Annotated in this window: 11 protein-coding genes and 1 pseudogene; 3 read left to right on the top strand and 9 right to left on the bottom strand. The window is 62.5% G+C overall.

The annotated features are described in order from the left end of the window. Nucleotides 1-234 precede the first annotated feature (234 nt). From NEZ08_RS04585 to NEZ08_RS04575, 3 genes and pseudogenes are all read left to right on the top strand, one after another. Nucleotides 235-624, top strand: a pseudogene (locus NEZ08_RS04585) (hypothetical protein). Continuing rightward, nucleotides 621-1,322: a hypothetical protein gene (locus tag NEZ08_RS04580; protein WP_298104153.1), complete on the top strand. Its 702-nt coding sequence runs from the start codon at nt 621-623 to the stop codon at nt 1,320-1,322. The pseudogene NEZ08_RS04585 and the gene NEZ08_RS04580 overlap by 4 nt, the downstream one beginning before the upstream one ends. A gap of 676 nt (nt 1,323-1,998) precedes the next feature. Next, nucleotides 1,999-2,469, top strand: a complete 471-nt coding sequence (locus NEZ08_RS04575) for a TIGR03809 family protein (protein WP_298104150.1) — start codon at nt 1,999-2,001, stop codon at nt 2,467-2,469. Nucleotides 2,470-2,483: 14 nt separating this feature from the next. Here NEZ08_RS04575 and NEZ08_RS04570 read toward each other — a convergent pair whose 3' ends face one another. The 9 genes from NEZ08_RS04570 to folP form a co-directional block, all read right to left on the bottom strand. After that, nucleotides 2,484-3,854 carry a TIGR03808 family TAT-translocated repetitive protein gene (locus tag NEZ08_RS04570; RefSeq protein ID WP_298104147.1) on the bottom strand — a complete coding sequence of 457 codons (1,371 nt, stop codon included), beginning with the start codon at nt 3,852-3,854 and terminating at the stop codon, nt 2,484-2,486. Nucleotides 3,855-3,970: 116 nt separating this feature from the next. Continuing rightward, on the bottom strand, nt 3,971-4,639 hold the full coding sequence (locus NEZ08_RS04565) for a pyroglutamyl-peptidase I (protein ID WP_298104144.1): 669 nt from the start codon (nt 4,637-4,639) through the stop codon (nt 3,971-3,973). Next, nucleotides 4,636-5,628 carry a methylmalonyl Co-A mutase-associated GTPase MeaB gene (gene meaB / locus NEZ08_RS04560; protein ID WP_298104140.1) on the bottom strand — a complete coding sequence of 331 codons (993 nt, stop codon included), beginning with the start codon at nt 5,626-5,628 and terminating at the stop codon, nt 4,636-4,638. Before meaB ends, NEZ08_RS04565 begins: the two co-directional genes overlap by 4 nt. A 44-nt stretch (nt 5,629-5,672) precedes the next feature. Next, nucleotides 5,673-7,829 (bottom strand): methylmalonyl-CoA mutase, encoded by a 2,157-nt coding sequence (gene scpA, locus NEZ08_RS04555; RefSeq protein ID WP_298104138.1) that lies wholly within the window; start codon nt 7,827-7,829, stop codon nt 5,673-5,675. Between the two features lie 42 nt (nt 7,830-7,871). Continuing rightward, entirely contained in the window at nt 7,872-8,336 is a 465-nt protein-coding gene (locus NEZ08_RS04550; protein WP_298104135.1) for a GFA family protein, read from the bottom strand. Continuing rightward, a complete protein-coding gene (locus NEZ08_RS04545; RefSeq protein WP_298104130.1) occupies nt 8,333-10,204 on the bottom strand; it encodes a methylmalonyl-CoA mutase subunit beta in 1,872 nt (623 codons plus the stop codon). The genes NEZ08_RS04550 and NEZ08_RS04545 overlap by 4 nt, the downstream gene beginning before the upstream one ends. A gap of 70 nt (nt 10,205-10,274) precedes the next feature. Further along, nucleotides 10,275-10,766 carry a 2-amino-4-hydroxy-6-hydroxymethyldihydropteridine diphosphokinase gene (gene folK, locus NEZ08_RS04540; RefSeq protein ID WP_298104128.1) on the bottom strand — a complete coding sequence of 164 codons (492 nt, stop codon included), beginning with the start codon at nt 10,764-10,766 and terminating at the stop codon, nt 10,275-10,277. Between the two features lie 58 nt (nt 10,767-10,824). Continuing rightward, nucleotides 10,825-11,193: a dihydroneopterin aldolase gene (gene folB, locus NEZ08_RS04535; RefSeq protein WP_298104125.1), complete on the bottom strand. Its 369-nt coding sequence runs from the start codon at nt 11,191-11,193 to the stop codon at nt 10,825-10,827. Further along, a complete protein-coding gene (gene folP, locus NEZ08_RS04530) occupies nt 11,190-12,047 on the bottom strand; it encodes a dihydropteroate synthase (protein ID WP_298104122.1) in 858 nt (285 codons plus the stop codon). The genes folB and folP overlap by 4 nt, the downstream gene beginning before the upstream one ends. Nucleotides 12,048-12,065 lie beyond the last annotated feature (18 nt).

Here is a 12,065-nt window from a genome sequence, read left to right as displayed (position 1 = left end):
CTTCATCCTTGTTCGGACGGGGAAAATTGCCATCCGGGGGTGCGGCACGTCCTCATCGCCCCAGGTGGCAGGAGTGCCCAATGCCGGACGGATATCGGTAATAAGATACTGCAAGCCGCAGCTTCTCAGTCTGCGGGGGAGATCACGGTTTCGGCCGCGCCGTTGCTATCGGAATCTTGCCCTTCAAATCGAACCATCCGCCGATCCGGCTCGACCAACCTTCCGAGATGGCCGTTGAGCGCCACACCGGCGGCTTTGGACGGAGTTCTGATCGCCCACGGCGGCCCGGCTTGTCATGCAAGTGTTGTATGGACGCACCAAGGTGTTCCGGTTCGGTCTCCGGCTCGTCCGGGACGAGCAAGTTGCCGAAGGCCTGATCAGCGAAGTGTTCCCTCTCGAAACTCTTAGAACAGTCCGCGGTTTCAACCTGGCTTGTGGCTACCAAGCGGTTCAAGGCACCTTTCGCAGGAAGGATGCGGCGCTGGATGACGGCAAGAAGTCGATAGAGGAAGCGCGGCAATTGTCGGCCTATCGGAGAATACCGTGAAGACCCGCTTGTTCTACGCACGCGAGAAATTGCCAGAGCTGCTCAACGCAGCGAGCATCGAACGTGGCCGGCCATGATGGCTGCGAACAGCAACATCACGGCGCTGACGGCCGAAATCGAACTACTGCTGCCGTGGCATGCAGCCGGCACGCTGAACGCGTGCGATGCCTGCAAGGCGGAGGAGGCGCTCGCCCGCGATCCCGGGCTCGCCCGGCAATACGACATCGTTCGCGAAGAGTATGCCGGAACCATCGATCTCAACGAAAGCCTGGGCACGCCGTCGTTGCGCGCGATGCAGAAGCTGTTTGCTGCGATTGATGCGGAGCCGGCGCGCACTTCGACGAAAATTGCGGCCCGGTTCAACGCTTTCTTTCCGAGCCTTTTGCCGAGGACACTCGTATGGTCCGCCAGCCTCGCAGCGCTGGTCGTCGTTTTGCAAGCCGGCGTGACTATCGCGGTACGGATGAATGATCGGCTGTCCACGTTTCAAACTGCTTCATTGAGCATGAATGAATCGCGGATGCCCGAGCCGATTACGCCCGATCTTGCGGCCACGCCGGCGCTGCGTGCGCTGGTGCGGTTTACGCCGGATGCGCGCGCTAGCGACATCACCGCGCTGCTTGACAAATATCAGGCCTCGATCGTCGACGGCCCCAATGGCGGCACGTTCCGCCTGCAATTCGCCAACGCGGCGAGGTCGAAGGACGGGTTCGCAGGTGTCCTCAATCGATTGGAGAACGAAAAGATCGTCAGTCTCTCCGTGGCGACGCCGTGAGCAGATCGGCAAGTCCCGGAGTGCCGACTTTCCTAAGTTCGTGCGCCGACGCGGCAGCCGCCTTTACGAACTCGGGGTCCGCGTGATCCTGGTGAAAACCGGAAGGCCCTCGATCCGCCCGGCTGGACGACCAGTTTAGGGCGGAGGGCCGATGTCTTTGCCGCTGTCTTGGGGATCGCTGTTGTCGATGCCGGTTACGCCGGCGGAAAACCCGGCCGAAGACCAGTTGCCAAAGGCATAGGAAACGGCGCCAACAGAGCGCCTTCGGCCCCGGCCGAGGCGGGCGAGCCCTCAGCCCGGATAGGGACCAAACGAGGCCGCGAGGCCCGAGATTTCGCTCTCGCAGACGTGAAACGCAGTGCGAAAAATTTCCTAACAGTCTTTGAACGCCCACCGCTTTTCCCGCGACCCATATGCGTGGGGAGCGGTCATCCCTCCCCAACAGCTATATCTGGCGCGAGCGCCCATCCACCCCAAGCGCCCATATGGCTCGACCCGTCCGGTTGTCCCCCCGGACGGGTCTTTCATTTTCCGGAGGTCCGCAAGATCAAGGAAGCGGCGATCTCCGATGACGCATACCGCTAGACATGGTTTGGGTTTTCCACAAAATATATTCATCGCCTTCGGCTGATTCGTACCGGTTGCGTCCGCGTCTTTCCTCCTTGCGGGCAGATTTATGGCACCTCAACTGGACGTCGCCAAAGGGCGCGAGATCGTCGCGCGCTGGTGCAATCTCGCCGAACGGCGGCTCGAATACCTCACCGAGCTCTTTGAAACGGGACGCTGGCGCCGCTTTCACAGCGAGCAGGGCTTCCTGGAGAACATCCGCGAGGCCAAGGCCGCCGTGGAAGCCTGGCGCGAGCTGTTGTCGCGCGAGGCCTCGCGTGACAATCGTGCGATCGACTTGTCCTGGATTGGAGGTGACCGAACGGCGCCGCCACGGAATGAATTTCGGCGTGATCGCATCGGTTCGCCGAGGGTAGCGGACATTTCGATGAAGCCGCTTCGAGAGGTGTCAGCTCTTGCTGAGAAGGAGGTCGCGAGCGAAACCGCGGCCGCCGAACCACCTCAGGAAGATACGTGGGCGGCGGTGCTGGACCTAGCGACGATCGCGGCACGCTATCCGCTGCTGCGGAATACCTTCTAAGTGGTTGTCGTTTTCTAAGGCATCTTCCGCACGGCATTCGCGCCGACGGTTATTTGCGCAAATTGAGGCGCGCCTTCGGTGGTAAGATCCGGCGTGATCGGTCGCGCGTGGTCGAGACCGACCACCGCACCGCGGGGGGTCTCCGAAATCACGTTGTTGTTGACGAGCGCGGTGCCGGCGCCCGGCGTCACCGAAACGCCGATGCCGGCGAGCGCCTTACGAACCACGTTGCCGGTGATCGCAACATCGCGCAGATATTTGCCCCAGCCTGCAACGATGCCGAGCGATGGCGCATTCTCAATCACATTGCCGGACACGCTGGTGTCGGCTTCGACGTAGATTCCGATGCCGCCGTCATCGTCGGGCGCGGTCCCGATCGGCCGCTTCGCCAGAAGGTTGCGGACGATATTGCCCTGCACGACCGCCAGCCGTCCGCCTTCGTTGAAGTTGCAGACCGAAACGCCGAGCGCGGCACCGTCGACGGTGTTGTTCGCGATAACCGCGCCCTCGAAGGCGAACTCGGAATAGATCGCGACCTCACGCACATCCGTGATGCTGTTGCCGGTGATCTGGATGTTTGAGGAGGAATTGCCGCGAACGGCCGAATAGTCGCAATTGCTGATGCGATTGCCGCGAACGATCACGTTGCCGGCGCGAAACGCGTTGATGGCGTTGCCGTACTGACCGGAACCGCCGGGTCCCGCCTTGATGTCCTCGAGGCGATTATCGGCCACCAGCGTGCCGTCGTCGCCGATCGAGGTGCGCAGGATTTCGATGCCGTTGTCGTTGGTGTCCTGGATCGTATTGCGCGTGACGACCAAGCCGCGGGCGTCAAATGACGTGATCGCGGTGACGGCGATCGTCGTGATTGTATTGCCGCTGATATCGCCTGCGACATTTTCCAACCAGATGCCGTTACCGCCGCTTGCGGTGATTTCGCAGCCGCTGACGCTAATCTTGTTGCCGGAAAGGCAATGGACAAGGCCGCGGCGCGAGGGCAGGGGGATATTGCCGCCGTCGAGAACGAGATCATCGAGACTGACGTTGCTGGCACCTTCGCTCGCGAACATCGACGCGCCCCCGGTGAAAACGAGTCGCGTTGCGCCGCGCACGCCGACCAACTGTGCGCCGTTTGGCAGGTGAAGTGCGCCGGTGCGATAGACGCCCGGCGGCAAGGCGAGCGGCGCTTGCACACGCGCGGCTTCGTCGATCGCCCGTTGCAGAATTCTGGTCTGGTCGTCGGGGCTGCCGGCGCGAATGCCGTACTGGGTTGCATCGCGTCCAAAGGCTGACATCGGGCGCGCTGCGCTCGCTGCGCGAGATGACGCCACGAGCGCTCCCGCACCGGCGGCTAGCGCAATCAGGTTGCGGCGGTTGACGTCCATGTCGCTTTGATCCTCACTGAAATGAGAGGGCCGCCCTCGCATCCCACAGGTAGCAAGAAAACACCTCGCCGCCGGGCGAAGATGGATGTCCGCGGGGACGATTGTTGGGGGTAGGGTTAATGAGCGGACGGTGCCGGATTTCGTATGGTCTGCCGGGCCAGCTTCACCATTTCCATCAGCATGGCTTCGCCGGCATCGACCATTGCCTCGAAGGCAACTGCGGGTCCAGCGTTCCTGCGCCGTGAAGCATCCCGCGGAAACAGCGGGATATGCACGAAAGCAGCGAGGCGGGGACCGCCACTGCGGCGGGTCGCCTCGATCACCCGCCAGCTCAAATAATTGCAAAGATAGCTGCCGGCGTCACGGGAGATGCGGGCATCGATGCCCGTCGCCAGCGCGACGCGCAAGAGTCTGTCCGTGTGCGGACCGAACGTCATGGCGTCGCCGGCGCCTGCAATCGATCCCTTGCGCGGCTTGGCGCGGCCGGCGTCGGGCCACAACGTCGTGATGGCATTACGCGCACGAGTTTCGATCCGCACATGCGCGGTGCGCGAGGCCAGGCCAAACATCAACAGTGCATGGGGGCGATGCGACACGAGCATCTCGTCCAACTCGCGATCCACATCCTTGTACGTCACCGGGAAGATATGGCCGACCAGATCGACGTCGCTCAAGGAGGGACGCCGCAGCCGCAGCAAACGAGCGATCAGCGGTTCAGTCGGGTTGAACGGTGCGCCAGGAAACGGACCAAAGCCAGTTACGATTATGCTTAGACGCTTATTCACCGCAGCATCTCCGCGATCTGTTCGGCGGCAAGCGCTGGGGAGACGCGACCGCCCGCGACTTCGGCTTCGATCCGCTTTACTTTGGCGCGCACCGAGGCATCCGCACGCAGCCGCGCCATGGTCAACTGCTCCAGCATCGACCACATCCACTTCACCTGCTGCTGCTGACGTCGGGCTGCAAACTCCCCCGAGGCATCCATCGCGGTACGGTGGTCGAGAATTTTCTGCCACAGCGTATCAATGCCGGAACCGGTCAAGGCCGAATAGGTCACGACCGGCGGATTCCAGTGCTCCGATCGCGGCGCAAGGATATGCAATGCGCCGCGATATTCGGCCGCTGCGACATTGGCGCGTTTGACGTTGTCGCCGTCGGCCTTGTTGATTGCAATCATGTCCGCGAGTTCAACGAGGCCTTTCTTGATACCTTGCAGTTCGTCCCCGGCGCCAGGCAGCATCAAGGCGAGGAAGAAGTCGGTCATGTCGCAGACCGCAGTTTCTGATTGCCCGATACCGACGGTTTCCACCAACACGACATCGAAGCCGGCGGCCTCGCAGAGCAACATCGCTTCCCGCGTCTTTGCCGCGACGCCGCCGAGCGTGCCGGAAGCAGGCGAGGGACGGATATAGGCGGTGTCAGAGGCGGCAAGCCGTGCCATTCGCGTCTTGTCGCCGAGAATGGAGCCACCGGTGCGGGCCGAAGAGGGGTCAACTGCGAGCACGGCGACCTTGTGGCCGCGCTCGATCAGGAACATACCGAGCGTATCGATCGTGGTCGACTTGCCCACGCCCGGCGAGCCGGTGATGCCGACGCGAATGGCCTTGCCGGTGTCGCGCAACAAGGTTTGGACAAGCTCGCGCGCGGACGCCTGATGATCGGTCCGCCGGCTTTCGATCAGGGTGATCGCGCGCGCCAATGCCGCGCGATGGCCGCTGCGGAGGTCATTTGCCAAGGCTTCGAGGTTCGGCGGAGCTTTCTTTGGTGTGGGCATGCCCTGCTTTACATCGGCTGAGCAAGGGAGGCGAGAGGGAGCAACTACTCCGCCGCCTCGCTGTGCCCCAATCGCGCATTCAACTTGTGGATCAGTTCTTCGGCGGCATCGGCGATGACTGTGCCGGGTGGATAGATCGCTTCCGCGCCGGCCTTGTAGAGCGCATCGTAATCCTGCGGCGGCACAACGCCGCCAACGATGATCATGATGTCATCGCGGCCATGTTTTTTCAGTGCCGCCTTCAGCTCCGGCACGGCAGTCAGATGCGCCGCCGCCAGCGACGATACACCCAGGATATGCACGTCGTTCTCGACCGCTTGGCGGGCAGCCTCCTCAGCCGTTGCAAACAACGGTCCGATATCGACGTCGAAGCCGACATCAGCGAACGCCGAGGCGATCACTTTCTGGCCGCGATCGTGGCCATCCTGGCCGATCTTGGCGACGAGAATTCGCGGCCGCCGCCCTTCGGCTTCCTCGAATGCATCGATCAGCGCTTGCACCTTCTCGACGCGGCTGGACATGGCCGATGCCTCCCGTTTGTAGACGCCGGTGATGGATTTGATTTCGGCGCGATGTCGGCCGAATACCTTCTCCAACGCGTCTGAGATCTCGCCGACGGTGGCCTTGGCCCGCGCCGCATCGATAGCGAGCGCAAGCAGGTTGCCATTGCCCTCGCCGGCGCTCCGCGTCAGCGCGGCCAGCGCCGCTTCGACGACCTTTTGGTCGCGCTCGCCTCGCAAGCGTACCAGCTTGTCGATTTGCAGCCGCCGGACATTGGAATTGTCGACTTTGAGAATATCGATCGGCGCTTCATCGGACGGCTTGTACTTGTTGACGCCGATCACGGCCTGTTTGCCGGCATCGATCCGGGCCTGCGTCTTGGCGGAGGCTTCCTCGATCCGCAGCTTGGGAAGGCCGGCTTCGATCGCTTTCGCCATGCCGCCGAGCGCTTCGACTTCCTGGATATGGCCCCATGCCTTCGCCGCAAGATCGCGGGTCAGTCGTTCGACATAATACGAACCACCCCATGGATCGATGATGCGGGTGGTACCGCTTTCCTGTTGCAGGAAGAGCTGCGTGTTGCGGGCAATGCGTGCCGAGAAATCGGTCGGCAGCGCCAGCGCTTCGTCCAGTGCGTTGGTATGCAGCGACTGGGTGTGGCCTTGGGTCGCCGCCATCGCCTCGATCGTCGTCCGCATCACGTTGTTGAACACGTCCTGCGCCGTCAGCGACCAGCCGGAGGTCTGGCAATGCGTGCGCAGCGACAGCGAGCGTGGGTCCTTCGGACCAAACGGCTTGAGCAGCTTGGCCCACAACAGGCGCGCGGCGCGCATCTTGGCGACTTCCATGAAGAAGTTCATGCCGATCGCCCAGAAGAACGATAGCCGTGGCGCAAAGCGGTCAACGTCCAAACCCGCCTTGAGCCCGGCGCGCAGATATTCGACGCCGTCGGCGAGCGTATAGGCGAGTTCGAGATCCTGCGTCGCTCCGGCCTCCTGCATGTGATAGCCGGAGATCGAGATCGAGTTGAACTTCGGCATCCGTTGTGAGGTGAAGGCGAAGATGTCGGAAATGATCCGCATCGATGGCGCGGGCGGATAGATGTAGGTGTTGCGCACCATGAACTCTTTCAAGATGTCGTTCTGAATGGTGCCCGAGAGTTTCTCCGGCGGAACCCCCTGTTCCTCGGCGGCCACGACGAACAGCGCAAGGATCGGCAGCACCGCGCCGTTCATGGTCATCGACACGCTCATCTGGTCGAGCGGGATGCCGGCAAACAAAGTGCGCATGTCGTAGATCGAGTCGATCGCAACACCTGCCATGCCGACGTCGCCTGCGACGCGCGGATGATCGGAATCGTAGCCGCGATGGGTGGCGAGGTCGAAGGCGACTGAAAGGCCCTTCTGTCCGGCGGCAAGGTTGCGGCGATAGAAGGCGTTGGAATCCTCCGCCGTGGAGAAGCCGGCATATTGCCGCACCGTCCACGGCTGGTTGACATACATGGTCGGGTAGGGGCCGCGCAGGTAAGGCGCGATTCCGGGCCAGGTGTCGAGGAAATCGATGCCGGCGAGATCCGCTTCTCCATAGGAGGATTTGACCGGAATGCCTTCGGGCGTCAGCCATGGCTCGGCGCTGCCGGCGGGCGCGGCGGGGACAACCTTCTCGAAGGCGACATTGACGAAGTTCGGTATGCGGCTCATGGCTGCAACTCTATCACGATCCGGTCTCGACAGTCGCGGCGGCTAATCATGGTCGGGATGCTGATAGCTGACGATTCCGGACAACTTCTCCTGGCCGTAATTCTGCAACGTGGTCTGGCTCGGCAGGTTCGCGATCGCGACGACCCAACCGAGCCGGGATTCAGTGCCATATTGCCGCGTCGGAACCAGCCGGTCTGGCCGGTCGAAGGTGCCGGTCAGGATCTCGATGCGGGGTCCGTCGATGCGGCGGAAGCTTAACGGGGTGCCGCAGTCCCGGCAAAAGTCGCGCTCGGCAATGGAGGACGAGCGGAACGCAGCCGGCTGGCCGCGGGTCCAGGCGAAATCGCTCTTTCCGACCTCGGCATAAGAAGCGAACGGAGCGCCCACAGCTTTCTGGCACATCCGGCAATGGCAGATGCTGACCCTGGTCGGCGGTGCTGCCAGCGCAAAGCGAATGGCGCCGCATTGGCATCCGCCCGAAAGAACAGCTTTGATCGCTTCCGTCATGCCGCCTCCGCCAGATCATAAGCCTCCTGCAGCACGGCCAAGGCATCGCCGCCGGCAAAAATGAAATCGTCGACACCGGCTGAGCGCAAAGCTGGCTCCTGCTCGCCTGCGCGGCCTGCCAAATAGATATGTCTGGCGCCGGCCGCTCGAAGAGCCTTCGCTGCTTCTTCCGCCTGTTCGGCATAGACGGTATCGGACGAGCAGAGGCAGGCGAGCGGCGCGCGGCATGCCTTGAATGCGACTGCAAGGGCCGCCGGATCGCGAAAACCCTCTGATCCGATTGCCTCGATACCGCCGGTCTCGAAGAAGCTCTTGGCGAAGGTAGCTCGCGCCGTGAAATCGGTCGCCGTGCCGAGGTTTGCGAGGAAGACTTTGGGCCTTGCTCCCTTGGCTTTCAGCATCTCGTCGGAACGGTCGCGCAAAAGCTCGAAGGGCGCGGCGAGCCGGATCGGAGACAGCGCTTCGAACTTGATCTTGGTTTCATTCGAAGGAGCGAACTCGGCCGGCTCGACGGCGAGAACCGCAACTTGCGCCTCATCGAGGTTTGGAAAAGCACTGGCGCCGGTCAGCACGTCTTTGCGCCGGGCGATATTGCCTTCATGCGCTTTGCGGATGGCCGCAACCTTGCGCTGGATCAGGTTTTGCTCGAGCGCGGCAAAGGCCCCGCCGGCCTTTTCGATCTCCTGGAATAGCGCCCAGGCCGCCTCGCAAAGCGCCTGTGTCAGCCCTTCGATGCCGCCCGAGCCGGCGGCCGGATCGGACACTTTCGCCAGGTTCGATTCTTCCAGAAGAATAAGCTGCGTATTGCGGGCGACGCGCCGTGCGAACATCTCCGGCAATCCAAGCGCCAACGTATGCGGCAGCACGGTGATTGCATCCGCCCCGCCAACGCCCGCTGCGAAGGTTGCCATCGTTGCGCGCAGCATGTTCACGTAAGGGTCGCGCTGGGTCAGCATGCGCCATGCGGTTTCGGCTGCGACGAAAGTCGGCTTCGGCGTCAGCCCGCACGCCGCCTCAATGCGCGCCCACAGCATGCGAAGCGCCCGGAATTTCGCGATCGTCAAAAACTGATCGGTGTCTGCCGCCAGCCTGAATGAGATCGCCGAGCGCGCAGCATCAAGATCGATCGCGCCATCTTCCAGCATGCGCAGATACGCCACCGCCAAGGAGAGAGCGAACGCCAACTCCTGAGCCTCAGACCCCCCGGCATCATGGACCACACGGCCGTCGGCGAGCACGAACGGACCGCGAAAGCCGCGTTTCATCAGTCCACCGACCACGCCGGCAAACGGCTTTGCCATCTCGCGCCACGGCGCCGGGGCAATGCCGTTTACCGCCATCGTGCTCAGCGCTTGATAGTTGAAGCGCAGGTTGACATTCGCTGGATCGACATGGCGCTCCTCGATCAGTGCAGCCAAGGTCTCGCCAGCATTTCCCCGTCCGATCACCGGGTGGATGGCAATCGAAATCCCGGCATCGAATAAGACGGCGTCGAACAGTCGTCTCAGCGTTTCCGGCGCGGCATCGGGGATGCCGAAGCCGCGGGCGCCGGGCCCGCCGGCAAACTCAATCTCAAGCCCGGTGGCACCGTTTTCGAGGTCATGGATGGCCTGCGCATTGGCAGCTAGAGGATCCGGATGATCCACCCGCTGCATAACCTGCCACGGCGCCGCCGCTGACCGGCCGGTGACCGGAGGCGTGCCGCTGGCGCGGCGATAGATCGGCTCGATAGTCAGACCATCATAGGTTTTGCTGACCAGCTTTTCGAATGGCGCCCCCTTCAGGACGCCGTCCACCAGCTTGCGCCAGTCGTCATAAGTCGCAGGCGCAAAATCTGCGGCCAGGATCAGTTCGTCAGGCAATATCATTTCCGAAGTCACCATGATTGGACAGCGAAATTGCCACGGGCGCCCCGCCAAGCCAAACGGAGTTTTGAGCTCAGATGGCGTCCGATAGCCGCTCAATCCCGTCGGTAGAGAGCCCGGCCAATGCGGAAGCAACGCTGCGGCCGCCGATCACGCGGTCTGGGGCGATCTCGGCGAGTGGCACCAGCACAAAGGCCCGTTCGAACAAACGGGGGTGAGGCAGCGTCAGTTCCGCTGTGTTGAGCGATACGTCATCATAGGCGATCAGGTCGAGGTCGAGCGTGCGGGGGCCCCAGCGTCGTTCTTTTCGGCGATCGCGACCGAATTTGCTCTCGATCTTTTGCAGCGCAAATAGCAGCGCGTGGGCATCAAGGCAGGTATCGATCTCGACGCAGGCATTGACGAAAGGAGCCTGCTCGACATCACCCCAGGGCGGGGTGGCATAGTCGGAGGAGCGCGCCAGAAGGGCGGCCTGCGTCATGCCGCAGATGTTGGCGATCGCCTTTCGGAAGGTGGCGCGGACGTCGCCAACATTGCCGCCGAGTGCGATCAGGGCCCGGGCCATCAGGGCATAATCCGAAAAAGCGATCGCAGCCCGGCTCTCGAAGTGATCATGCCGAGATTCAACCGTTCCGCGTGCGCGTCAGGACAACGCCGACGTCCTCGAAGATCGCTGCGATCGGCGCATGCGGCTTGTGGACGGTGACCTTGACCGCACTGATCTTAGGAAATTGCGTCAGCACCGCATCTGCCACCGCGCCTGCGGCGCGTTCCAGCAGCTTGTAGTTGTCGTCCTTGAAAGCTGCGGTCGCGGTCGCCACCACATTGGAATAAGACACGGTGTCGGCCAGCCGGTCCGTGCGTGAGGATTCGGAGAGATCGGCGGAAAGTTCAAGATCGATGACGAAGCGCTGACCGACCTCGGTTTCATGGTCCAGCACCCCGTGGCGGGCGTGGATGACAATGCCGGTGATGAAAATAGTATTGCTCATTCCCTGTCCCAGATGGCTGAGGCCACGCGCAAGGCTTGCAAGGTTTCCATGACGTCGTGCGCCCGGATGATCTGCGCGCCGGCTTTTGCCGCGATCAGATGCGCCGCAACCGAGCCGCCGAGCCGCTGATCGGGCTCGGACGGCGAGATACTGGCAATGAAGCGCTTGCGCGAGGCGCCGACCAGGAGAGGCAGTCCGAAACTCCGGAACTGGCTCAAGCGGGCCAGCACCGTGATGCTTTGCTCTTGCGTCTTGCCAAAACCGATACCGGGATCGAGCGCGATATTTTCCTGCAGAATGCCGGCTTGCGAGGCAATCTCAAGCGAGCGCGTGAAGAACTCGGCAACATCTCTCATGATGTCGAGGGCGGGGTCGGCGCGATCGCGGTTGTGCATGATCACGACGGGGCACCGCCGCTCTGCAATCAGCTTGGCCATGTCGGGATCGCCTTGCAGGCCCCAAACATCGTTGGCGATCGCGACTCCATTATCAAGCGCCCACGCGACAACGATCGCTTTCATACTGTCGATCGACACGGGAATTTGCAGCGAGACCACATCGGCCAGGATCGGCCGCAATCGCCGAATTTCTTCATCGGCGGAGATCGCCTGCGCTCCATAGGGCCGGGTGGACTCGGCGCCGACGTCGATGATGTCAGCGCCCTCGGCGGCCATCCGCTTTGCCTGGGCAAGGGCGCCTGCCGGCGCGAAGAAGCGTCCGCCGTCCGAGAACGAATCCGGCGTGATATTCAATACCCCCATCACCAGCGGATACGGTCGGGACAGGCGTTCCGGCCAGGTCCGACGATCCGCCGATGCTGCCGCCGCGGCAGTTCCAGGCGAATTCGCGGTCATGCGGTCGCTTTGCGCGGT

It is taken from the genome of Bradyrhizobium sp. (assembly GCF_027451485.1).
GTDB lineage: Bacteria > Pseudomonadota > Alphaproteobacteria > Rhizobiales > Xanthobacteraceae > Bradyrhizobium.
This window is presented reverse-complemented; position numbering and strand designations above follow the sequence as displayed.

Excerpts from the sequence above, each read along its gene's own strand:
- folP (WP_298104122.1), bottom strand. The coding sequence starts at position 12,047 with ATGACCGCGAATTCGCCTGGAACTGCCGCGGCGGCAGCATCGGCGGAT.
- NEZ08_RS04550 (WP_298104135.1), bottom strand. The coding sequence starts at position 8,336 with ATGACGGAAGCGATCAAAGCTGTTCTTTCGGGCGGATGCCAATGCGGC.
- folK (WP_298104128.1), bottom strand. The coding sequence starts at position 10,766 with ATGGCCCGGGCCCTGATCGCACTCGGCGGCAATGTTGGCGACGTCCGC.
- NEZ08_RS04570 (WP_298104147.1), bottom strand. The coding sequence starts at position 3,854 with ATGGACGTCAACCGCCGCAACCTGATTGCGCTAGCCGCCGGTGCGGGA.
- NEZ08_RS04575 (WP_298104150.1), top strand. The coding sequence starts at position 1,999 with ATGGCACCTCAACTGGACGTCGCCAAAGGGCGCGAGATCGTCGCGCGC.
- NEZ08_RS04545 (WP_298104130.1), bottom strand. The coding sequence starts at position 10,204 with ATGATATTGCCTGACGAACTGATCCTGGCCGCAGATTTTGCGCCTGCG.
- scpA (WP_298104138.1), bottom strand. The coding sequence starts at position 7,829 with ATGAGCCGCATACCGAACTTCGTCAATGTCGCCTTCGAGAAGGTTGTC.
- meaB (WP_298104140.1), bottom strand. The coding sequence starts at position 5,628 with ATGCCCACACCAAAGAAAGCTCCGCCGAACCTCGAAGCCTTGGCAAAT.
- folB (WP_298104125.1), bottom strand. The coding sequence starts at position 11,193 with ATGAGCAATACTATTTTCATCACCGGCATTGTCATCCACGCCCGCCAC.
- NEZ08_RS04580 (WP_298104153.1), top strand. The coding sequence starts at position 621 with ATGATGGCTGCGAACAGCAACATCACGGCGCTGACGGCCGAAATCGAA.